Source organism: Rhodococcus sp. MPR-R1B, from assembly GCF_058793255.1.
The window spans coordinates 206,711-229,466 of record NZ_JBXAFO010000005.1; the positions used below are offsets into that span (position 1 = coordinate 206,711).

Genomic DNA, 22,756 nt, shown 5'->3' on the forward strand with positions numbered 1-22,756 from the left:
CTTGCTCGGGTGGCTACCTGGGCATACGTTCGAGGCTGATGGCTTGACCGGTGCTGTGCTGCAATCACACGCGAGGGGATGACCGCCACATGGATCACAGTCAGATGGACCATGGCCAGATGGACCATGGGGCACACGGTGGTCACGGGGATCACGTCGCACAGTTCCGGACGTTGTTTGCAGTCATGCTGGTCATCGCGGTTCCGGTCGTTGCGGCAGACGCGATGTTCGCTGATCTGGTCGGGTACACACTGCCGGAAAACTCTCTGGTGGAATGGATCTCACCGGTACTCGGCACGGTGATGTACTTCTGGGGTGGCAAGCCGTTCCTCGCCGGCGCTGTTGCCGAAATCCGTTCTCGGCAGCCGGGAATGATGCTGTTGATCGCGCTCGCGATCACCGTGGCCTTCTTCGCGTCATGGTCTGCGAGTCTGCACTGGGTGGATCACACTCTCGATTTCTGGTGGGAGCTCGCGCTTCTGATCGTGATCATGTTGTTGGGCCACTGGATCGAGATGCGTTCGCTCAGTCAGACATCGAGCGCCTTGGATTCACTTGCCGCTTTGCTGCCCGACGAGGCAGAACGGGTGGTGGGGGAATCGGTGGAAACCGTGCCCACCGCAGCTCTGGCGACCGGCGACCTGGTGATAGTTCGTCCCGGCGCCCGTGTTCCCTCGGACGGAACGGTGGTCGAGGGAAGCGCCGACATGGACGAATCCATGATCACGGGCGAGTCGAAGACCGTCCGCCGGACTGTCGGAGATCAGGTGGTGGCCGGCACGGTAGCCACCGACTCGGCACTTCGGCTTCGAGTCACCGCCGTGGGAGAAGACACCGCGCTCGCCGGTATCCGGCGCCTGGTCGAACAAGCCCAGAACTCGTCGAGTCGCGCGCAGGTGTTGGCGGACAAGGCCGCTGCTCTGCTGTTCTGGTACGCACTGGGCGCGGCAGTGCTGACCGCGATCGCCTGGAGTATCTGGGGCACCCCGGAGAGCGCAGTCACCCGGACGATCACCGTTCTGGTGATCGCCTGCCCGCACGCGCTCGGGTTGGCGATTCCACTGGTCGTCTCGATCGCGACGGAACGGGCGGCTCGGGCTGGGATCTTGATCACCGACCGCATGGCCCTCGAGGCGATGCGTAACGTAGACACCGTTCTCTTCGACAAGACCGGCACTCTCACCAAGGGGGAGCCCGCAGTGGTCGGTGTACGCGGTGTCGACGGGTATTCCGATGACGACGTTCTCAGCGCAGCGGCTGCCGTCGAGTTCGACAGCGAACATCCACTCGGGCGCGCCGTCGTCGCGGCGGCGCGGGAGTTGTCGCTCGAATTCACTTCGGGTTCCGACTTTCAGGCGCACAACGGGATCGGGGTTGCTGCGGACGTCGCCGGTGCACGCGTCGGTGTCGGCGGACCGGGGATGCTGCGATCGGTCGGGGCCACCGCGATCCCGGGGACCGAAGAGTGGCTCAGTGACGGGTCGACCGTCCTGCATGTAGTGCGTGACGAGAAGGTAATCGGCGCATTGGCATTGGCCGACGAGATTCGCCCGGAATCAGCATTGGCCGTCGACGCCCTCCATGCTCGCGGTGTGCGGGTGGCCATGGTCACCGGAGACGCGGAGGCCGTGGCCCATTCGGTGGCTCGCAGGCTCGGGATCGACGAAGTTTTCGCCGAAGTGCTTCCGCAGGACAAGGGAGCGCAGGTATCTCGGCTTCAGGCTGCGGGCCACCGCGTGGCGATGGTCGGTGACGGGGTCAACGATGCGCCGGCACTCGCCCAGGCGGATGTGGGCATCGCGATCGGTGCCGGAACCGACGTGGCGATCGCGTCGGCGGGAGTTGTTCTGGCCAGCGATGATCCGCGTTCGGTGAGCTCGGTCATCGAGCTTTCCCGCGCCACCTACCGGAAGATGGTTCAGAACCTTTGGTGGGCAGCGGGATACAACGCGATCTCGGTTCCCCTCGCTGCGGGAGTACTGGCGCCCGTCGGGTTCGTGCTGCCGATGGAGGTCGGAGCAATCCTGATGTCGGTATCCACTGTGGTCGTTGCCGCGAATGCCCAGTTGTTGAGGCGCTTGGACTTGCGGCAACCACCGGTGACCGCGCTGGAGTCGAGAGTGCTCACATCGCAGTAGCGAGAGGTTCAAGGCGGACTACTGTCGGCTCAGGAACGGAATGAGCGCACGCAGTACAGCATCGGAGTCTGCGACTGCGCTTGCGTGGTCAGCCCCTTCGATCACAGTCAAGGCACTGTCCGGGATCAGCGACGCGAGATGCTCGGTATCCGGCAGGCGCTCGCGATCTCTCGATCCGACGAACAACAACGCCGGTGTGGTGATCCGTTGCAGCACGGCGTCGTCGATGCCGTGCTCCTTCTCTGCGCGGCGCATGTAGGCAGCGAGCGCGAGGGCATCATTGATTCGGAAGGCAGTCGCAGTCTGAGGATCCACCGGTTTGCCGCGCCTCACGCCCCAACCGGTCAGAAATCCCTCGATACCGCCGCTTTCGAGTACGTCGATGCAGCCCGGGAAGAACAATGCGTCGAACGCGCCCGTCATCGGTCGGCTGCTACCGCCCCCGACGGTCAGCGATCGCACCCGTTCGGAGTGCTCGACTGTCAGCGACATCACCGAGCGTCCGCCGAACGAGTATCCGAGGACGTGTGCCGGTTCGAACGGAGACTCCGTGTCGAGGATCTCCAGGAGATCGCCGACCACCAGATCCATTGCATACGAATCGGAGTCGTGTGGTTTGTCACTGCGTCCGTGACCCCGCATGTCGACGAGGATCAGACGATACTGCTCCTGAAGTGCCTTGACGTACCCGAAGCCACGCCAGATGGAGCGCGACAACGCTGTGCCGTGCACCATCAACAGGGGTGGGCCATCGCCCACGATCTGATAGGTGATCCGCGCACCGTCCACCGGATTTCTCACGTCGTGCAACACCCGTCCAGTATGGGTGCCAGTTGCTACGCACGTGAACTCGAGTAGTCGTCCGGACCCATTCGACGGATGGCGTGGGCTCTCACGAACAGTCGGGCCGTCAACTCGGCCTCCCTCAGAGCTACTGGTCACTGCCCGGCTGGGCAGTACCCACTGTTCCAAGCAATGCATCGGTGGAGGGGTCTGCAGTGCTGACGCCTGCGGCTATGCCCCGAATCAGAGCCTCGAAATCAGCGGCGACGATGGTGACCTCCTCGAACTCCGGCTCTCCTCCACGGACAACCTGACCGTCGGGTGCGAGCGCCAAGTACTCGTACCCATTGCGCACCGACAGCAGGACCGGGAGGTGAGTGGACCAGAAGGCGTTGATCGCCGCGCGCTCCGCCGGCCCGGAAGCGACCGCCAGGCTCTCGTGCCGGAACGCATTCCAGGGAAACGCCTCATCGCTGACGCCAACGCCACCGGCATAGTTCTCCGCCGAGAGAAACCACACCTGGTCGTCGGAACTGGCAAGTACGGAGAACGAACTCGCCCACACTACGAGTTGGTCACAACCGCCGACCAGTGGTTGCGGAACTGGGGCAGAGGCCGATCGAGTGGGTTCTTCGCGAACCCAACCTGCGAGCGACAGCGCGGCGGTTGCGTCGAGGTGAAGGCACATCGCCCCACGGTAGGCCAGACCGTCGAGCGCCGACAGCGTCAACCGTCGGCCTACTCGGGATCGATGTCTCGAATACCAGTCTCGTCCATGCTGATCCATCGCGTTATGCCGATGCCGCGAAGGAACGGCAGATCGTGACTCACCACCACCATGGCGCCGCGAAAATCGGAAAGTGCCTGCGTGAGGTGGGCGAGACTCGGTAGGTCCAGGTTGTTGGTCGGCTCGTCGAGAAGAAGCAGCTGGGGCGCGGGTTCGGCCAGCAGGATCGTGGCTAACGCCGCACGCAATCGTTCACCGCCGGAGAGTGCGGATGCCGATACGTCGGAATCCGTTCCCCGGAAAAGGAACCGTGCCAACTGCCCGCGAATTTCCTCGGCTGTCGCGTGTGGCGCGGCCAACGCGACGTTGTCCGCCACCGAGAGGTCCTCGTCGAACACGTCGAGACGTTGGGGGAGCGCACGAGAGGCTACGAACGGAGTCGACGCGGCGAGTGCATCGAGCAACGTCGTCTTGCCGATTCCGTTGCGTCCCACTATCGCAATCCGCTCCGGTCCGGTGATCTGGAGCGATACCACTTGGCCGCTCTGCAACGTCACCTCGTCGAGCCGCGCAACCTGCTGCCCCGGATGAACCTCTGTAGCAGGCAGATCCAGACGAATCTCGCGATCGTCTCGAAGGAGTTCCTCTGCCTCCGACAGGACAGACTTGGCCTCGTCCACCTTCCCGATATGGTTGAGGGCCAGCTTTCCCGCTGAAACTTGGGCCTGACGTTTTCGTGTCTGCGCGATGATCGGCGGCATCCGCTTGTTCTCGAACATCTTCTGCCCATAGCGCTTACGCCGGTCCAGTTTCGTTCGAGCGTCGATCAGCTCGCGGCTCTGCTTTGCCAGATCGGCCTTGGCGTCGCGAACGGTGGCGAGTGCGTTTTCCTGCTCAGCGGTCACGACCTCCTGGTAGTGCGAGTAGTTGCCGCCGAACACGCGTAGATCCCCCCGACGTAGTTCGATCGTGTACTCCGCGGTGTCGAGCAGTTCCCGGTCGTGGCTGACGATCAGCACGGTTCCCGGAAACTGTTGGACTGCAGCATGAACTCGTGATCGAGCGTCGCGATCCAGGTTGTTGGTCGGCTCGTCCAGGAGAAGTACCTGTGGATTCTTCAGCAGCGTTGCGGTCAAGCCGAGTAAGACGGTCTCTCCGCCGGAGAGGGTGCCGACAGTTCGGCTCAATGCTGCGGTATCCGGAACCACCTTCTCGAGGCCGAGTCGATACAAGGTGGAGAGGGCGCTCTCCTCGATATCCCAGTTGTTGTCCACGAGCGCAAAGTCGGATTCGGAGCCGTCGCCGGTTTCGATGCGGTGCAATGCGTTTCGGAGTTCGTGGATACCGAGGATGTCATCCACCCGAACGCTCGGATCGAGTGTGATGTCCTGACGGAGGTAGCCGACCTCGCCGGAAGCGGTCACGGATCCGGATTCCGGTGAGAGCTCTCCCGCGATCAACCGCAGCAGAGTCGACTTTCCCGATCCGTTGAGTCCCACGAGACCGACACGGCCACTGGGGAATACAAAATTGGTGTGGGAAAAGACTGATTCGCCGTCCGGCCAGATGAAGGTGAGATCCGAGAGCGACAGAGAAAGATGGGATTGGGTCATGAGTACTCCAGAGGGTGCTTGGACTGTGCGCCCGGCTCAGCAAGTGCTGATGGGTGCGAGTGCCTTCGCGTGATGAACCTCTAGAGGAGCAACGGCCCGTTTCCTGTTCTGTCGGGAATGATTCGTGTTCCAGGTTAGAACACTCGAACGGTCCCGTGCAATCGAATTATTCTGTGCTGTCGGTCTCGTCGGTGTTCGGTGCTCAGATTTTCGGGCCGTCAGATTTTCGGACCCTCGGATCGGAGGTCGTCGACCTTCGACATCGCTTCGCGGAGTTCGGTGAGCCATTGTTCGCTGTGCTTGCCCGCCAACCGGACTGTCCACATGAGAGCGTCCGCTCGGGAGCGAGCAACTCCCGCGTCCACCAAGGTGTCGAGAACCTTGCGTTCGGGCTGACGTAGTCGTGTCATCACCGGAACTGCGAGATGTGTGAACAGGACGGTCTTTTCGTCCAGACGTACACCCCAGGCGACCTTGCGCCCGTAGCGAGCCTCGGCCTCGTCGGCGATGCGCATCCGGTCGGCGCGCGTGGTTTCGCGAAAGCGTGAGATCCTTCCGTCCGCGGCGGCCTCGCCACCGTCGACTGCCGGGAGTTCACCGATCACGACGATTTCTTCGCGGTCGACCTGGACGTCGGCCGTTCCGGTGAACCAGTCATCTGGAAGTCGACCGGCAAACCAGTCGGACGCATCACTCGCGTCGGGAACCGACGCCTGTTGCCAACCTCCGGGACGGCCGAACCTGCGGTCGCCGGAGTTTTGTGAGTTCTTCATGGCGTTCTCCTCGGAGAGCTGGTGGAGTGTGGCGTGCATTTATTGCACTGATTACATGATTACACCGATAGTCGAACTGGCGCCACAAATTCGGGCATGATCGGAGTCGTGCGCCTTTCACACGCTCGTCAGAGCTTCCGAACTTTCCGTCGTCCCGTGGCTGCCGTGGCTCTGGGGGTATTGGCCGCAGGATCGGTAGTTGCCTGCAGTTCTGGCCCTGACCAGCCGAAATCAGTGGCAGAGGAGTTCGCCTCCGCGCTCACGTCCGATGACGTGCAAGCGGCGGCAGCCCTGACCACCGATCCGGCGGCGGCGTCGACTGCGATTTCGGCTCTGATCGACGGGCTGGGCAAGGACGAGGGAACATTCACCGTCTCCGACGCCACCGAGTCCGGTGATTCTGCGGGGAAGTTCACACTCGATGCGGCGTGGAAGTTCGGTGAAGGTCAGGACTGGAACTACTCGACGCAGGGAAACGCGTCGAAAAGCGGGGACAACTGGCTGATTCAGTGGGACCCGGCGCTGTTGGCTCCGGATCTGACCTCCTCGACGACCTTGCGCTACACACCCACCACCGGTGCTCCGCCGTCGGTGCTGGACGCGGCGGGCCAGCCGATCATGGAGCAGCAGGTGGTGACGCTGGTCAATCTCGATTCCGGCGCGGTGCCCCCGGTGGACACGGCAGCCGTGGCGGCCCTTCTCTCGCCCGTCGCACCGACGATCACGGCGGCATCGCTGAGCGGCGATCTTGCGTCGGCAAGTGGGAAGCCGGTCACCGCAATCACTTTGCGGGCCGAGGATCTTGCACCGATCGAGGAGCGGTTGGCGGCGATTCCCGGAGTGAGCTTGGCGCCGCAGGCTCGGTTGCTCTCGGTGGACAAAACTCTGGCGTCGCCGACTTTCAGTGGGTTGTCCGATCTGTGGCAGGAGGGGCAGGACAAGTCCGCGGGCTGGGCGGTACAGCAGGTGAAGCAGAACGGAACCGTCACCACCGTCGCCGGCCAAGACGGGCCGGTTGCTCCGAACATCGCCACAACGATCGACCGACCGATGCAACTCGCGGCCGAGAATGCGCTTGCCGGGGTGACACAACAGGCGGCGATCGTTGCGCTGCAGCCGTCGACCGGAGCGGTGTTGGCGGTGGCCCAGAACGCCCCCGCCGACGCACAGGGCCCGATCGCTCTGACCGGCCTGTACCCACCGGGTTCGACGTTCAAGACCGTGACGACGTCCGCGGCCCTGCAAGCCGGTGTCGCTACACCGGACACCGTTCTGCCGTGCCCGGGTACCGAGAACATCGAGGGCCGTCAGATTCCCAACGACGACGAGTTCGACCTCGGATCGGTTCCGCTGCACACCGCGTTCGCGAAGTCGTGCAACACCACAATGGCGAGGATGGCCGTCGGTCTGCCCGCCGATGCTTTGCACAAGGCGGCGCTGCAGTTCGGGCTCGGCGTCGACTACGTCACCCCCGGACTCACGACGGTGACGGGCAACGTCCCTGACGCGAACACCCCCGCCGAACGCGTCGAGTCCGCGATCGGACAGGGCACGGTGACCGCCACGCCCTTCGGGATGGCTCTCGTGGCGGCCTCGATCGCCAACGGAACGACACCCGCGCCGATGTTGGTCAAGGGACAGCCCGGCGTGGCAGATCAGACCGTTGCACCGGCTCCCGCGGAGGTGACCGAACAGTTGCGGGTGATGATGCGCGAGACCGTCACAGGCGGTACGGCGACGTCGTTGCAGGACATTCCGGGGCTTCTCGGCAAGACCGGCACGGCCGAAACCGAGGGTGGCCCGGCACATGGGTGGTTTGTCGGAATCAAGGGAGACCTCGCATTTGCGGTATTCATCGCGGGTGCGGACAGCTCTTCGCCTGCAGTGCAGGTAGCGGGCACTTTTCTGCGCTGAAACCTGTTTTCCGTTGCAGTTGGATCACACCGTCGTAGCTCAACCGTGACACGTTCGTAGGCATCCCGTGCTTGTTACTCGTGTGACAGAAGTAAAGAGTTACATGCATGGGGCCCGGAGGACAGCACAACCGTCGTGGAAAATATGTCGTTGCGTCGATAACTGCTGTCGTTCTGACAGTGGCGCTCGCGTCGTGTGTCATCGGTGGGGAGAAGAAATCCGACGCCGCCTCGGTGGTGGAGGACTTCGTCACCGCCCTCAACAACCACGACGCCGAAGCTGCCGCGGCGCTCACGTCGTACCCCAACGCGGCGCGGCCGTCGATCCAGCAGATGTTCGACGGACTGGCCGCCAAGTCCACCGACTTCGACGTCGCTCAGGTCATGGATCTGGGTAGCGACTCCGGACTCTTCACACTCGACGCGTCCTGGAACTTCGGCGAAGGCAAGGACTGGAGCTACCAGTCGCAGGGTGAGGTTCGTGATCTGTCGGTCGGCTGGCGTGTGTCCTGGGACCCGTCGGTCCTCGTCCCCGACCTCGGCAACGGTCGCACCGTTTCGTACACCCGCACGGACGCAGCGCCGCCGAAGGTAGTCGACAGCACCGGCACCCTGCTCATGAACGAGCAGACCATCAATGCGATCACTCTCGACCCGGCCACCATGCCGGACCCCGTCGACACCACTCGTCGCCTCGCCACGGTGCTCGAACCTGTCGCACCGTTGGTCACTTCGGAGTCGATGTTGGCCGACCTCGCCGCAAACCCCGGCAAGCCCGTCACCGCCGTACTGCTCCGCGATCCCGACTACGCCTACCTGGAAAGCGATTTTGCGATCCCCGGCGTCGTCGTGGTCAAGACACCCAAGCTGATCGCCTCCGACCGTCGAATCAACTCGCCGTTGCTGGACCCACTGCGGACCGTGTGGCAGGCCAATCGCGACGCCACCGCCGGCTGGGCGGTCAATCTGGTCGAGCCCAACGGATTCCCGATCAAGCAAGCCGGCTTCCAAGGACCTCCCGGCCCCGACGTCGCCGCGACCCTCGACTCGCACGCTCAACTCGCCGCGATCGAAGCTGTCGTCAGTGCAGGTACTCCTGCGGCCATCGTCGCGATCCGCCCGTCGGACGGCGCCATTCTGGCTGCAGCACAGAACAATCAGGCCATCGAACAGGGCCCGATCGCCTTCACCGGGTTGCGCCCGGCCGGCGGTGCCCTCGATCTGGTCCGTCTCGCATCGTCGATGCAGAACGGCGTCGACCCCGGCGCCGTGTCACCCGAGCAGTTGGCCGACACCGGGCAGCAACTCGGACTCGGCAACGGCTTCCACATTCAGGGACTCGAACAGCAGACAGCAGTGCTTGCCGCGAACCGCCCCGGCGTGGACCAGGCGATGAACAACGTCATGGCCAACAAGACGTCCAACGACGCGAACACACCGACGGTAACTCCGTTCGGAATGGCGATGCTCGCGGCATCGATCGCCCGCGGCAGTGCCCCGATGCCGATGATGGTCTTCGGACAACCGGCTACCGCCGACGTCACGCCGACGGCATTGCCCGGCGACGTCAACAATCGTCTGCGTGACGCCATGCGAGGCGCCGGCGGACTGGCTGGGTACCCGGACATGATGGCGGCCGGTGCAGCGAGCGGTGACGATCGCTGGTTCTACGGATCACGCGGAGACTTCGCATTCGCAGTGTTCGTCGCAGACGCCGACGGCGGCGATCGAGCAATGCAGATGACGGACAAGCTCTTCCAGGAACTCGGCAAGCCTGCCGACAAGTAGTACCGGGCACCGCGAGTAGATTCCTGGTTCGTGAACCTGCTCGATTTCCTTTTCCTCGTCGTAGCGGGATTCTTCAGCGGTCTAGTCGGTTTTGTCACCGGTCTTGCATCGATCGTTTCGTATCCGGCGCTGCTGAGCGTCGGGCTCTCACCGGTCAGCGCGAACATGACCAATACCGTCGCGTTGGTGGCCGTCGGCGTCGGAGCGTTGGCGAACTCGTCCCGTGAAGTTGCCGATACCGGTCCGAAACTTGTTCGCTGGTCTCTCTATTCGGCGGCCGGTGGCATCATCGGTGCCCTCATCCTGTGGCTGGCACCGGAAGGCTCGTTCGAATCCGTTGTGCCGGCGATGGTCGTGTTCGCCTCGCTCGCGCTGCTGCTGCAACCGAAGATTCGTGAGTTGTCCGGCGGCGGTGACCGCCCCGGAATCTACTCCGCAGCACTGTTCGCCGTCGCGGTATACGGCGGCTATTTCGGTGCCGGTGCCGGCGTCATCTTCCTGGCTGCGACGCTCATCCTCACTTCCGAAACGGTGTGGCGTGCAACGATCCTGAAGAGTTTCTTTCTCGGCATCGCCAATCTTGTGGCTGCACTCATCTTCGCCTTCTCCGGACAGGTGCATTGGGTGGCCGCGTTGGCGATGGCGCTCGGCGCGTTGGCCGGAGGTTGGTGTGGCCCGCCCGTCGTCAAGAAAATCCCGCCATCGGTACTGCGTGTGGCAGTAGCGATAGCGGGATTCGTGTTGGCTCTGTGGTTGTGGGTGAAGTGAGCCCGTCTACTTCACGCCCTGCATCAGCTTCTTGATCCACGGCGAGGCAAGAGCAAGAATCACTCCGATTCCGATCGACGAGAAACCGATGATCAGGAAGAACGGGCGACTGTCGTCGATGTCGAAGTAACCGGCCAAGGTTCCTGCCATCGAAGAACCCAATGCAACGGACAAGAAGAACAACGCCACCATCTGAGTGTGGAAATGCTCGGGCGCGAGTTTGGTTGCAAGGGAAAGGCCGACGGGGGACAGGAAGAGTTCCGCGAAGGTGAAGAGCAGAAGCACACCGGCCAGGCCGAGGAGCGGTGCACTGTTCGGTCCGCCCCCGGTGATCGGGATGAACGCCAGGAACGCCAGACCCATCGTGCCGGTACCGAGCGCGAACTTGATCGGCGACGACGGCTGACGGTCACCGAGTTTGGTCCACATCGCTGCGAACACACCGGCAAAGATGATGATGAACACCGGATTGATCGACTGCACCCACGTCGGCGGGAAGTCCCAACCGAAGAGATTGCGGTCCAGGAGCTTGTCTGAGATCACCGGCACTGTGGTGAACTGCTGCTGAAACAGCGACCAGAAGGCCGCGCTCGCGATGAACATCGGGATGAATGCAAAGACTCGACTGCGTTCGACCTTGGTGACCTTCTTGCTGGTGAGCATGAGGAGGAAGTAACCGACCGACGCGACGATCGTGAGTCCGACAACGACGTCGGACATGTTGTCCGCCGTGATCAAGCCGGTGACGGAGGCGACCGCGACGACGACGATCGCGGCAATGCCGATCCCGATGTAGAGTGCGCGCTTGTCGGCGGGCAACGGGTTGCCGGGTTCGGCACCGATTCCGTGAAGATGCTTGCGGCCCAGCGTGTACTGGATCAGGCCGAGCGCCATGCCGACGGCAGCGAGAGCAAAACCGGCGTGGAATCCCCAGGCGTCCTGGACGGCTCCGGTGAGCAGCGGACCGACAAGACCGCCGATGTTGATGCCCATGTAGAAGATGGAGAATCCGGCGTCGCGGCGAACATCCTGTTCGGAATAGAGATCTCCGACCAGAGAGGTCGCATTGGCCTTCAAGCCGCCGCTGCCGAAGGCGACCATGACGAGGCCGACGCCGACACCCCACATGCCGGGAAGAACCGACAGTGCGATGTGGCCGGCCATCACCAGCGAAGCACTGTAGAAGAGCGTGCGCTCGGAGCCGAGCAGTCGGTCGGCCACCCACGCCCCGAGAATCGTCGACAGGTAGACGGTGCCGCCGTACGCGCCGACGATGCTGGTCGCTGCCGCCTGGCTGATGCCGAGGCCGCCGTCGCTGACGCTGTAGTACAGGTAGTAGATGAGGATGCCTTGCATCCCGTAGAAGGAGAATCTCTCCCACATCTCGACGCCGAACAGGTTCGCCAGCGCAAAGGGTTGGCCGAAGAACCCCCGGTCTTCCTTCTCGCTACGTTCGACGGGCTCCGTAGTGTTGCTCATCCGAAAAGTGTCCTACGTGCTCGGGCATTTCGGGTGGTTCCGAGCCGTGGAGTTTGGTTACGACTTGGTGCGGATTCTCACTACCAGCGGAGCGAGTGCGCGCCAACCGAGAAGGAACGCGCCGAGGACCAGCGTCGCGACGACGATGAAGCTGAACTGGGTGCCCTGGCCACTCAACACTCGCAGGATCATCCCGATGACGACGGCGCCGAGCCAAACGACAACGCCGGTGGGAACAAGGAGAACGGCGTTGAACTTGTCGCGGTAGAGCGCGAACGTGGCAGCCCATCCGATCACCAGGCCGGTCAGGAAGGGCCAGGATGTCTTCGCCAGACCGGCGAGCGCATTGGCTTCTTCGTGGGTACGGCGCCCTATCGCGCAGAAGATTATGACAAGAATGGCGTCGATCAGCAGGAATGGTGCGTACTTCTTCACGCTCACACCATACGACTGTGCGCCTTTATTAACCGCGGGCGGTTAATAAAGGCGCACAGTGCTGTTAGGCCTGGAGGCCGGCTTCGATCTCGAGGGTGATCGTGATCTTGTCGCCGACAACTGCTCCGCCGCCTTCGAGGGGCATCTCGATGGAGATGTCGAAGTCCTTGCGGTTGATGACGGTGGTGGCTTCGAATCCTGCGACGGGGCCCTGGCCCATGCCCGGGTTGACGCCGTTGAACTCGAGGTTCAGCTCGACCTCGCGGGTGACGCCGTGGAGCGTGAAGTCGCCGGCGAGGACGAAGTCGCTGCCCTTGGAGCGCACTGCGGTGGACTTGAAGGTGGCCTTCGGGAACTTCTCGACGTCGAAGAAGTCAGCGGACTTGATGTGGCCGTCGCGCTGCTCGTTCTTGGTGTTGATGGAGTCCACGGAGATCTCGGCCTCGACGGCGGGGGTTCCGTCTTCGGCAACGGTGATCGTTCCGGAGAACTCGTCGAACGTTCCACGAACCTTGGAAACCATGAGGTGGCGAACCGAGAATCCGACAGTGGAGTGGACGGTGTCGATGACCCAGGTTCCGGCGGTCAATGTGGGCAAGGTTGCGGTGGTCATGGAAGCTCCTGAATAAGTAGTTGAATGTTCAAGTTCTTGTAGCTTCAACTATGGACCCCAGGAAATCCTTCCGCAAGATCATGTGAGCTGCATCACAGTGTTTGTGCTTGTGGCATAGACGGCGTGAAGCGCCGACGCTGTCACCGACTGATGCACCGCAATGCCCCAGCGCCCTTCGCCGTTCACCACGCATTCTGCGATGGTGACTGCCGAATTCGCACTACCGGAAGACTCCGGTTTGCGGGGCAGTGAATGCTGGGTGAGCGAGACGACCTCGACCGCCGAGCCCTGTTCGGTCAGGATTTTACTCAAGGCCTCGACCGGCCCGGACGCACTGGCTACAGCGGTGACCTCGCGTCCGTCGCGATCGATGGCGACGAACAACTGATCACCGTCGGCGGTGTGTTCCAGTGAGTACCGACGCACTCCTCCGTTGTACCCGTACTCGCGCAGCAGCAGTTTCCACAGCTGGTCGGCGGTCATTTCGGTGCCCGAGTCGTCGGTCTCGAGCTGCACCCGCGAGGCGAAGTCGATTTGCAGGCGCCGGGGGAGTTCGACCCCGTACTCGGTCTGCAACAGATAAGCGATTCCGCCTTTGCCCGACTGGCTGTTCACACGAATCACCGCCTGGTAATCGCGGCCGACGTCGGCGGGGTCGATCGGCAGATAGGGGACTGCCCACGGCGCCGATCCCGGATCGACGCCGGCAGCCTCCGCACTCTCGTAGTGATGGGCGAAGCCCTTCTTGATCGCATCCTGGTGGGTTCCGGAAAATGCCGTGTACACGAGATCTCCGCCGTACGGGTGGCGCTCGTGGACGGGAATTCGGTTGCAGTACTCCACCGTTCGACGGATCTTGTCGATGTCGGAGAAGTCGATTTCCGGATCGACGCCCTGTGCATGCAGATTCAGCCCCAGCGTGACCAGGTCGACGTTGCCCGTGCGCTCGCCGTTGCCGAACAGGCATCCCTCGACGCGCTGCGCGCCGGCCAGTACTGCCAGTTCGGCACATGCAACCCCGGTGCCGCGGTCGTTGTGCGGGTGGACCGAGAGAATCACCGAATCGCGTCGGGCCAGGTTCTGGTGCATGTATTCGATCTGGTCGGCATAGATGTTGGGGGTGGCGATTTCGACTGTGGCAGGCAGGTTGTGGATGACCGGGCGATCGGGACTGGCGTCCCAGAGTTCGGTGAGGCTGTTGCAGACCTGCAGGATGTAATCGGGTTCGGTGAGGTTGAAGACCTCGGGGGAGAACTCGAATCGCCACCCGTCGTGGCCTTCGCCGCCACGGGCCACGTCCTGCGCCGCGCGGAAAATCATGTCGTGCAACTCTTCTCGCTCTTTGCCGAGAACCACGTTTCGCCACGTCGGCGCAGTCGCGGTGTACATGTGGACGACCGCGTTCGGCAGTCCCTCGATCGACTGGTACGTCCGTTCGATCAAATCCGTACGCGCGGCGGTGAATACGACGACGGTGACGTCGTCGGGAACGAGATCGAACCGCACCAGGTCGCGAACGAAATCGAAATCGGTCTGGCTCGCAGAGGGATAGCCGACCTCGATTTCCTTGTAGCCGATCGCCACCATCAGTTCGAACATTCGGCGCTTGCGTTCGGGGTCCATCGGTTCTGCGAGGGCTTGATTGCCGTCACGCAGATCGACGGGCACCCACAGGGGCGCCACGGTGGTGCGATTGGACGGCCACGTTCGGTCGAAAATCGGAATGTCGACGCGATCCCACGCGGCGCGATAGCGCTCGGACGGCATGGGTGACGGCTTCTGGTTGTTCCAGCGGTTGGCTCGGGTAGTACTCATCTTCGGTTTCTCCTGCGGTCGAGTCGAGAGACCGGCATGGCGAAACCCCGCGGAGGGGTGCCGGTCTTTCAGGCCCCGCCGCGGCAGTCGAGAAGGAGTGCTCCTGTAGCCATGCGGGCTACACTAGAACGAAATCACTTATCAGACAACCTGAGGAGTTCACGTGTCCCCGATCGTCGAGCGTCGGCTGCTCACCGACCAGGCCGCGGAGTTGCTACGCGCGCGGATCGTGAGCGGTGAATGGGAAGTCGGCGCCAAACTTCCAGGTGAAACCACTCTTGCTGCGCAGTTGGGTATCGGGCGGTCCACTATCAGGGAAGCAGTGCGGACTCTCGCGGGCCTCGGCATGCTCGAATCGCGGCAGGGCGCCGGGGTCTTCCTACGGAGTACGACGCCTCCGGATCAGTGGCCCCGAGTGCTCGAAGCCGAGGCGATCCTTCACGTCGTCGAGGTGCGCAACGCGGTCGAGATCGAAGCAGCTCGCCTCGCCGCGCAGCGGCGCGATGCCGTTGACGTCGCGGCTCTGCGGCAAGCGCTCGACGGTAGAACTGCCGCCGCGCACTCTGGCGACGCAGCGTTTGTCGACGCCGACATCGCCGTCCACCGAGCAGTGGTGGACGCGGCACACAATCCCGTGCTGTCGGAACTCTTCGAGACCTTTGTACCGCGTCTGCGGGCTGCGTTGATCGAGTTGATCGCGGTTCTGGACCTGCATCCCCACAGCCAGCCCGATGCGGACGAGCATCGAATGTTGGTGGACGCCATCGAAGCCGGCGACGCGGAGGCAGCCGTACGGATCAGCCGGGCACACCTCGACGACATGGCGGCAGCGTTGCGACGCTAGACGCCGGGTTGTTCTCGGCGTTCGAACTCGAGGTCCATCTCGAGATCCTCGTGGTGGGTTGCACGGAATGACACGAGGAAGACGAGCCATCCCACCAGAGCGACAAGTACGAAACTGATTATCCGATAAACGAATACCGCTGCTGCGGCTTGCGCCCAGGTAGAGCCCGCCATGGTCAGTGCTGTGATGAGCACGGGCTCGACATAGCCGAGACCGCCCGGCATGAGGGGAATACTGCCCACCGCTTTCGCCGCTGTGAACGCGATCAGCAGGCCGGCGAAGGACGGATCGGCTCCTACTGCCCAACAAGCGAAACCGAGACAGAGGACGTCGGCAACTCGGTGAACTGCCGACCATCCGAAGGCAACCGCAGTGTCGGTCCGACTGAGTTCAACCGAGTCCAGTTGCTTGAGAATTTCGGACCAACGGTGCATACCGCGCCCGGTCGGGTTTTTGCGGGAACGATTGTACAGCGCCAGAACTCGGTGCCCGATGCGTTCGATGCTGCCGGGATTCTGGGCTACGTATCGCAACGCCAGAAACAGTGCCGCCATGCCGACGAGCGAAATCGTCAGCGTCACCGGGCTGACTTTGGTGCCGAACGCCACTGCGCCAGTGGCACCGAGGAGTGCCAGAGTCGCGGCGGCGATGACACCGCACATTGCCAACTGCCAGGACGCGACTACAGGCGTCGCCCCCCACTTTCGAGTCTGCTTGTACGTGAACGCTGTCGAGAAGACCTGGCCGGCAGGCAACGTCAACGCCATCGCCGTGCTGGCGTAGATGACCGAGAGGTTCTTGAGGTGACCGGCGACAACATCTGCCGCGTTGAGAAGGCGCTGCTGAACGGACGCGTAACCGCTGAGGGACACCGCCTGGGCGGCTACACAGGCAGCCACCCAACCCCAATGGATTTCGGTGAGAGCTTGCCAGTACTCGTTGAGACGAGGCCACAGGATGATTCCCTCGACGATCAGAAGAGCGATCAGAGCCACCCCGAGCAGCCACTTCAACCACCAGAAGCGCCCTCTGGCCCGACTGGTCTCGGCCACGGGCGAGCGTGGTCGTCTCAGTCGCCGTGGGGTGTTTCCAGGCTGAGCCATCGACTCACCCTAACCAATTTGATCCGGATCGACCTCTGGATACTTTTCGGGCCACGCCAGATGCGTCAGTCGTCGGCGCCCACGCAGTTGGACTTGCTCGCCGAGTTCCCACTCGGCCTGTTCCTCTTCGTCGGCGAAGTACAACGCGCTCGTCGACGCCAGCACCCGGCTGGGCCGAAGTTTCGCGAGCTCGGTGAGCCGTGACGCCTCGTTGACCGGATCACCGATCACGGTGTACTCGAAACGTTCGGCAGCACCGATGTTGCCGGCGACCGCGAGCCCCGCGCTCACACCGATTCCGACGTCGAGGCCGGTGATGTCGTTGAGCTTGAACCGCAGCTCGCGAGCCGCAGCGAGGGCTGCCGTCGGAGCGTCGGGTCGATCGAGTGGTGCACCGAAGATGGCGAGTGCCGCATCACCCATGAACTTGTTGACAAAACCATGGTGACGATCGATGACGTCGACGACCACACGGAAGAACTCGTTGAGCAGTTCGACCACTTCACCCGGCGGGCGCTCGGCCGCGGCACCGGTGGATCCGACCATGTCGACGAACAGAACTGCCACGAATCGAGTTTCTCCGCCCAGCTCGGTACCGAACTTCAACGCGCGCCGGGCCACATCCTCGCCGACGTGCTGACCGAACAGCTCACGCAGCAGACGACGCTCGTCGGACTCTTTCATCATGCGGTTGAAGCCGACCTGCAGCCGGCCGATCTCACTGCCGTCGAACACCTCGACGCGTACGTCGGTGGCGCCGCGCTGCACCCGCTCGATGGCGCGTCGCAGTTGGCGGATCGGATCGGAGATCTGGGTAGCCGTCAGCATCGACAGCGCAAAGGCCTGCACGATCGCCATGATCGAGATGAGCAGGATCGCCCACGCGAGCGAGTCGGGGGAGAACTCGAGATCGGTCGTGAGCTGCGTCGAGCACAGCAAGATGATGCCTGCGACGGGCATCAGCGTGCCGAGACCCCAGGTCATCGCCAGCCGGGTTCCGACGCCAGGCGCCATGGTCCGATCGAATTCGCCCTCGCTCAAGGCCTGGGCGGCGACCGGACGCAAAATGCGCTCACCGAGCATGTAGGTGAACCCGAAGGTCGTGGTCGCGGCCATGCAGACCGTCACGATCACGGCGATCGCGAGTCCGGGCATCTCGGTGATGGTCAGGAACACGAAGATGATGCCGCCCAGAATCCACAGCACCAGGTGGACGATGGCCTGGCGAAGCGGCGCGTGCAGTGCCGCCATCTGCTCGGACCTCGTGGGTGGACCCCCGCGCAGCCGCCAGCGAATGACCGACTTCAACATCATCGCCGCCGCCGTGAGGCTGACGGCGCCGGCGAATGCCAGGTACACGCCGAAGATCGCGAAGTTGCGGACCCGGTCGGCAACTATCGCGTCGGACTCCTGGATCGGCACGCCGTACCGGACGAAGGCAAAGACCAGTACCGCGCCGATCAGATTGGCTGCGAGCATGGAGAGCATATAGAGGGGCCACCGGCTGCGGATGGTCACCGCTATTGCTCTGTATGAGGCCCGCACAGGGTTCAATTTAGCTGGCAGAGGTCGAAGTGTTGGTACGCGCGTCCGATTATTCGTCCGCTCACCTGTGTCGGCCGGGCCGGTTAGGCTCGCGATGTGAACGCAAACAGGGGGCGTGCGGAGCGAGCATCGAGGATGAACAAACCCATCTCCGCCGACGCTCGGGTGGTGCATCCCGGCGTGCGCATCGCTGCGGAATGGTCGTGGCGCCTCATTGTGATCTTCGCCGGACTGTTGGTTCTCGGGTACGTCGTACTCCGCCTCGAAACCGTGCTCATCCCGGTGGGGCTGGCTCTGCTGGCATCAGCTCTGCTGATCCCGATTGTCGATCGGCTACAGGTGTGGGGTGTTCCCCGCTCGGCAGCCGTCATCGTCGTTCTGCTTGCCTCGATCGGGCTGGTCGCGGGAATCATGACGTTTGTCGTCGAGCAGTTCATCGACGGGTTGCCCCAGCTCACCGACCAGTTCACGGCCAGCGTCACGCAAATTCAGAACTGGCTCACCAGCGGTCCGCTGCACTTCAGCGAGGATCAGATCCGCCAGGCAGGTGATTCGGTCGTCAAGTCGGTGCAATCCAATCGTGAGTCCCTGACCAGCGGCGCTTTGACCACGGCGACAGTCATCGGCGAGATCTTCACCGGGGCATTGCTGACGCTGTTCACTCTCATCTTCTTCCTCTACGGCGGCGATCAGATCTGGCAGTTCGTCACCCGGATAGTTCCCACCGACGCGCGTCGTCGCGTACGGATCGCCGGTTCTGCAGGTTTCGGGTCGCTGATCGGCTACGTGCGCGCCACGGTCGCGGTTGCCGCCGCCGACGCGATCGGTATCGGTGCCGGCCTGGCGATCCTCGGGGTGCCGCTCGCCCTGCCGCTGGCGTCGTTGGTGTTCATCGGCGCGTTCATTCCGATCGTCGGTGCATTTCTGACCGGTTTTCTCGCGGTGCTTGTCGCTCTGGTCACGAAGGGTTTCCTGACGGCGCTGATTGTCCTCGGCATCATCATCGGCGTCATGCAGCTCGAAGCGCACGTGATGCAACCGCTGTTGTTGGGTCGCGCTGTTCGCCTGCATCCGCTGGCAGTCGTTCTCGCCATTACAACGGGCATCGTTCTCGCTGGAATCGTCGGCGGGCTCTTGGCTGTTCCGATCGTCGCGGTCCTGAATACCGCTATTCGTTCCCTCCTCGCCGACGACCCGGACATCGCGTACGCCGAACTGCACGTCGAAGATCCGGAAACCCCACTGTTCCCCGCCGAACCCGACGAGCCGCGCGCCGAGCCTCGCATCGTGAACCCCACTCCTCCCGATGACTGAGCCCACCCGCCGTCGTCGGCTGCACTATCAGCCGACCGTTCGCGAGGCGTCGGGCGTCGACACCGACCCTGATGCCCCGCTGTGGCGGGCGGCGCAGGCATTTCGGCTCGTCACGCTGGTGTACGCGATCAGCTACCAGTTCGCCTCGGCCTCCGACTACACCAACTCTCGGCTCAGCTGGTTCTTCGTCGCTCTGATGGCCGTGTGGACCGGGGTGTCGGCACTGTTGCTCGGGACATCCGGTGCTTTGTTCGGGAAGAAGCTGCCGCGGTATCAGGTGGTGATCGCCGATCAGGTGGTCGTCATCTTGCTGATGGCGTCGACGAGGCTGGTCTCCGACCACGAGTGGTATCAGAATCACCAGACGCTGCCCACCACGCTGTGGGCCACCAACGCGGTCATCTCCGCGGCAATTCTCGGCGGGCCGTGGCTCGGTATGGCGTCCGGAGTTGTCATCTCGGCGGCCAGCGCGATCATCCGCGACCAGGTCAACCTGGACCTCTGGCGCGATGCGACGGCTCCCGTGCTCGTATCGGTCGGCCTGGCGTTGGGCTTGGCCACCACCACCGCTCGGCGCTCGCATCGACAACTCGAGCAAGCCGTCCGTCTGGCGGCGGCCACCGAAGAGCGCGAGCGTTTGGCACGCGAAGTACACGACGGCGTTCTGCAGGTGCTGGCGATGGTGCGCAGGCGAGGTGCGGCACTCGGCGGCGAGGCAGCTGAACTGGCTGCTCTGGCCGGTGAGCAGGAGGTCGCCTTGAGAATGCTGATCTCCGAGCAGGTTTCGGGCGCCGCGGCAGACGTCGGCGGACAGACAGTGGATCTGTGTCCGCTGTTGACCACGCAGGCAAGCACGTCGGTGTCGGTGTCGACGCCCGCGCACCCCGTGGTGATCGAGCGTGATCGAGCCATCGAACTGGCAGCCATCGTCGACAATGCTCTGTCCAATGTCGGGCTGCACGCCGGGCCCGCGGCGAAGGCATACGTATTGCTCGAAGATTTGCCGGACGAGGTGATCGTCAGCATCCGCGACGACGGCGTCGGAATCCCCGAGGGTCGCTTGGCGCAGGCCGAAGCCGAAGGCCGCATGGGAGTATCGAAGTCCATTCTCGGCCGAGTGCAGGTGCTCGGCGGCACTGCAGTCCTGCAAACCGGGCCGGGGGAGGGCACCGAATGGGAGATCAACGTTCCGAAGGGGAAAAGTGAGCGTGGCTGACGAACATGGCGAGAATCCGGTGACGGTGATGGTCGTCGACGATCACCCGATGTGGCGCGACGGTGTCTCCCGGGACCTCGAAGCTGCCGGCTTCACCGTGAGCGCCACGGCGGAGGGTGTCGAGAGTGCGCGCCGCCGGGCCGCCGCCGTGCAACCGGCGGTGGTTCTGATGGACATGAACCTGCCGGACGGAAACGGTGCCGACGCCACCACCGCAGTTCTCGAGGTTTCGCCGAAGAGCAAGGTACTGGTGCTTTCGGCCTCTGCCGAACGTGACGACGTCCTCGACGCGGTCAAAGCCGGAGCGTCGGGTTACCTGGTCAAGAGTGCTTCGGTGGCGGAACTGCTCGAGGCCGTGCGAGCGACTTTCGACGGACAAGCCGTCTTCACCCCCGGCCTCGCCGGATTGGTGCTCGGTGAGTACCGCCGGATGTCGACGGCACCGGCCGACGATCGCGCACCCGAGCTGCCTCGGCTCACCGACCGTGAGACCGAAGTGCTCCGTCTTGTCGCCAAGGGGCTGAGCGCAAAACAGATCGCCACGAGGCTCTCGCTCAGCCACCGGACCGTCGAAAACCATGTGCAGGCAACGCTTCGGAAGCTTCAGTTGGCCAATCGCGTCGAGCTCACGCGATACGCGATAGAACAAGGTCTCGAATAACGTTTATCCTGGAAATCATGGAGGCCAGGAATCTACGCGTATCCGATGCCGAACGAGAGCATGTCGGCGAGCTGCTGCAGAAAGCTGTCGGTCAAGGGATGCTCTCGCTCGGTGAGTTCACCGAGCGCATGGACACTGCCTTGGCCGCAAAGACACGAGGTGAGCTCAACTCGGTTCTCGCCGATCTTCCGGGCATCACACTGATCTCCGACTACGACCCACCCGCGTATCCCAATGCGGGTCAGCCGATGTACCAAGGCCAGCCCTACCCGGCGCCGACGTACCAACCCCAACCGCCGCCGGTTCACCCGAGCCCGCCTTACCGCGCTCCCGTCGGGGCTCCGGTTGTAGGTACTTACGGAGCGGCAAATGCTGCCGTGATCCGTGGACGAATGGCGACGGTGACGCGGAACGGTGCCTGGATCGTTCCACCAGCTGTCGTGGTCGACACCAGAATGTCCAGTGTGACTATCGATTTCACGCGTGCGGTGATGCAGACGCAGGTCGTGAACATCTCGATCGACGACTACGCCAGCTCGATTTCACTGATCGTTCCCGAAGAGGCGACGGTGGACATGAACGGTGTCGAGGCAGTCGGGGGAAGCGCGTCGAACAAGGTTCGTTCCGGCCCACAGATGGGCCCGCTGCATCTGGTGGTGCACGGCAAGGTGCGATTCGGCAGTGTCACCGCGAAGCATCCCTTCGGTACCACGATCCGAAAGATGTTCGGCTCCTGACCTTTCAGTGATACGCGCGGGTCAACATCTCGGCGACGCACACGGGCTTGTCACCGTGTTCTCGTTCGAACGTCTGCGTCACCGTGATCTGGACACCGCCGTTGATCGGTTCGACTTTGCTCAACGTCGCGCGCATGCGGACACGAGAGCCGACCGGAAGCGGAGCGGGCAACCTGACCTTGTCGAATCCGCAGTTGAGAGCAAACGCAAAACCTTCGAGCGAGAACATTGCGTACGAGAACTTGGGGCCGAGTGAGAGCGTGTAGTTGCCGTGCGCGATGGTTCCGCCGAACGGCGACTCCTTCGCGCGATCCACATCGACGTGAATCCACTGATCGTCGCCGGTGACCCGGGCGAACTCGTCGATGGACTCCTGGGTGACATCGTGCCAGTCGCTGACGCCCAGCTCTTGGTTCAGGTTGGCGCTGAGGTCTTCTGCTCCGGTGAGTACAAGCATGAATTTTCCTTCGATCGGTAGGTGCTGACAGTCG

20 protein-coding genes are annotated in these 22,756 nt (G+C 63.1%); 9 read left to right on the plus strand and 11 right to left on the minus strand.

Annotation, left to right across the window (positions count from 1 at the left end):
• Positions 1–119: 119 nt before the first annotated feature.
• Positions 120–2,138 carry a heavy metal translocating P-type ATPase gene (locus tag AC1Q61_RS09950; protein ID WP_492654884.1) on the plus strand — a complete coding sequence of 673 codons (2,019 nt, stop codon included), beginning with the start codon at positions 120–122 and terminating at the stop codon, positions 2,136–2,138.
• A gap of 18 nt (positions 2,139–2,156) precedes the next feature.
• Here the strand turns inward: AC1Q61_RS09950 and AC1Q61_RS09955 are convergent, their stop codons facing one another.
• The 4 genes from AC1Q61_RS09955 to abmR all read right to left on the minus strand — a co-directional run bounded on the left by AC1Q61_RS09955 (position 2,157) and on the right by abmR (position 6,034).
• Positions 2,157–2,927, minus strand: a complete 771-nt coding sequence (locus tag AC1Q61_RS09955) for an alpha/beta fold hydrolase (protein ID WP_003945805.1) — start codon at positions 2,925–2,927, stop codon at positions 2,157–2,159.
• A 142-nt stretch (positions 2,928–3,069) separates the two neighbouring features.
• On the minus strand, positions 3,070–3,651 hold the full coding sequence (locus tag AC1Q61_RS09960) for a hypothetical protein (protein ID WP_228232461.1): 582 nt from the start codon (positions 3,649–3,651) through the stop codon (positions 3,070–3,072).
• An 8-nt stretch (positions 3,652–3,659) separates the two neighbouring features.
• On the minus strand, positions 3,660–5,261 hold the full coding sequence (locus tag AC1Q61_RS09965) for an ABC-F family ATP-binding cassette domain-containing protein (protein ID WP_054188007.1): 1,602 nt from the start codon (positions 5,259–5,261) through the stop codon (positions 3,660–3,662).
• 218 nt (positions 5,262–5,479) lie between these two features.
• A complete protein-coding gene (gene abmR / locus AC1Q61_RS09970; protein ID WP_003945732.1) occupies positions 5,480–6,034 on the minus strand; it encodes an ATP-binding transcription factor AbmR in 555 nt (184 codons plus the stop codon).
• Between the two features lie 96 nt (positions 6,035–6,130).
• On the opposite strand from abmR, the gene AC1Q61_RS09975 reads away from it, so the two are divergent.
• The 3 genes from AC1Q61_RS09975 to AC1Q61_RS09985 all read left to right on the plus strand — a co-directional run bounded on the left by AC1Q61_RS09975 (position 6,131) and on the right by AC1Q61_RS09985 (position 10,503).
• The gene (locus tag AC1Q61_RS09975; protein ID WP_215515667.1) at positions 6,131–7,948 is read left to right on the plus strand and encodes a penicillin-binding transpeptidase domain-containing protein; all 1,818 of its coding nucleotides are present in this window, start codon (positions 6,131–6,133) and stop codon (positions 7,946–7,948) included.
• 107 nt (positions 7,949–8,055) lie between these two features.
• Entirely contained in the window at positions 8,056–9,735 is a 1,680-nt protein-coding gene (locus AC1Q61_RS09980) for an NTF2-like N-terminal transpeptidase domain-containing protein (protein ID WP_042920293.1), read from the plus strand.
• Between the two features lie 30 nt (positions 9,736–9,765).
• Complete coding sequence (locus AC1Q61_RS09985; protein ID WP_003945554.1) at positions 9,766–10,503, plus strand: sulfite exporter TauE/SafE family protein; 738 nt, start codon at positions 9,766–9,768, stop codon at positions 10,501–10,503.
• Between the two features lie 6 nt (positions 10,504–10,509).
• On the opposite strand, the gene AC1Q61_RS09990 is transcribed toward AC1Q61_RS09985, so the two are convergent.
• The 4 genes from AC1Q61_RS09990 to AC1Q61_RS10005 all read right to left on the minus strand — a co-directional run bounded on the left by AC1Q61_RS09990 (position 10,510) and on the right by AC1Q61_RS10005 (position 14,845).
• The gene (locus tag AC1Q61_RS09990; protein WP_003945468.1) at positions 10,510–11,982 is read right to left on the minus strand and encodes a peptide MFS transporter; all 1,473 of its coding nucleotides are present in this window, start codon (positions 11,980–11,982) and stop codon (positions 10,510–10,512) included.
• A 57-nt stretch (positions 11,983–12,039) separates the two neighbouring features.
• Positions 12,040–12,417 carry a DUF3054 domain-containing protein gene (locus tag AC1Q61_RS09995; protein WP_042920346.1) on the minus strand — a complete coding sequence of 126 codons (378 nt, stop codon included), beginning with the start codon at positions 12,415–12,417 and terminating at the stop codon, positions 12,040–12,042.
• A 64-nt stretch (positions 12,418–12,481) separates the two neighbouring features.
• Positions 12,482–13,030 (minus strand): YceI family protein, encoded by a 549-nt coding sequence (locus AC1Q61_RS10000; RefSeq protein ID WP_019747097.1) that lies wholly within the window; start codon positions 13,028–13,030, stop codon positions 12,482–12,484.
• 78 nt (positions 13,031–13,108) lie between these two features.
• Entirely contained in the window at positions 13,109–14,845 is a 1,737-nt protein-coding gene (locus tag AC1Q61_RS10005) for a 2-isopropylmalate synthase (RefSeq protein WP_492650839.1), read from the minus strand.
• Between the two features lie 163 nt (positions 14,846–15,008).
• Between AC1Q61_RS10005 and AC1Q61_RS10010 the strand changes: the two genes are divergently transcribed.
• The gene (locus AC1Q61_RS10010; RefSeq protein ID WP_007734477.1) at positions 15,009–15,689 is read left to right on the plus strand and encodes a FadR/GntR family transcriptional regulator; all 681 of its coding nucleotides are present in this window, start codon (positions 15,009–15,011) and stop codon (positions 15,687–15,689) included.
• Here the strand turns inward: AC1Q61_RS10010 and AC1Q61_RS10015 are convergent.
• A complete protein-coding gene (locus AC1Q61_RS10015) occupies positions 15,686–16,792 on the minus strand; it encodes a lysylphosphatidylglycerol synthase transmembrane domain-containing protein (protein ID WP_042920288.1) in 1,107 nt (368 codons plus the stop codon). The genes AC1Q61_RS10010 and AC1Q61_RS10015 overlap by 4 nt on opposite strands.
• Positions 16,793–16,801: 9 nt before the next feature.
• Positions 16,802–18,280 carry an adenylate/guanylate cyclase domain-containing protein gene (locus AC1Q61_RS10020; protein WP_003945952.1) on the minus strand — a complete coding sequence of 493 codons (1,479 nt, stop codon included), beginning with the start codon at positions 18,278–18,280 and terminating at the stop codon, positions 16,802–16,804.
• A gap of 192 nt (positions 18,281–18,472) precedes the next feature.
• On the opposite strand from AC1Q61_RS10020, the gene AC1Q61_RS10025 reads away from it, so the two are divergent.
• The 4 genes from AC1Q61_RS10025 to AC1Q61_RS10040 are packed head-to-tail and all read left to right on the plus strand — an operon-like array spanning position 18,473 to position 22,265.
• Positions 18,473–19,651 carry an AI-2E family transporter gene (locus tag AC1Q61_RS10025; protein ID WP_136471503.1) on the plus strand — a complete coding sequence of 393 codons (1,179 nt, stop codon included), beginning with the start codon at positions 18,473–18,475 and terminating at the stop codon, positions 19,649–19,651.
• Positions 19,644–20,867 (plus strand): MacS family sensor histidine kinase, encoded by a 1,224-nt coding sequence (macS, locus tag AC1Q61_RS10030; protein ID WP_007734482.1) that lies wholly within the window; start codon positions 19,644–19,646, stop codon positions 20,865–20,867. The genes AC1Q61_RS10025 and macS overlap by 8 nt, the downstream gene beginning before the upstream one ends.
• Before the next feature lie 28 nt (positions 20,868–20,895).
• On the plus strand, positions 20,896–21,528 hold the full coding sequence (locus AC1Q61_RS10035) for a response regulator (protein WP_047269712.1): 633 nt from the start codon (positions 20,896–20,898) through the stop codon (positions 21,526–21,528).
• 17 nt (positions 21,529–21,545) lie between these two features.
• A complete protein-coding gene (locus AC1Q61_RS10040; protein ID WP_007734485.1) occupies positions 21,546–22,265 on the plus strand; it encodes a DUF1707 SHOCT-like domain-containing protein in 720 nt (239 codons plus the stop codon).
• 4 nt (positions 22,266–22,269) lie between these two features.
• Here AC1Q61_RS10040 and AC1Q61_RS10045 read toward each other — a convergent pair whose 3' ends face one another.
• Complete coding sequence (locus AC1Q61_RS10045; RefSeq protein WP_003945664.1) at positions 22,270–22,722, minus strand: MaoC family dehydratase; 453 nt, start codon at positions 22,720–22,722, stop codon at positions 22,270–22,272.
• Positions 22,723–22,756: the final 34 nt, after the last annotated feature.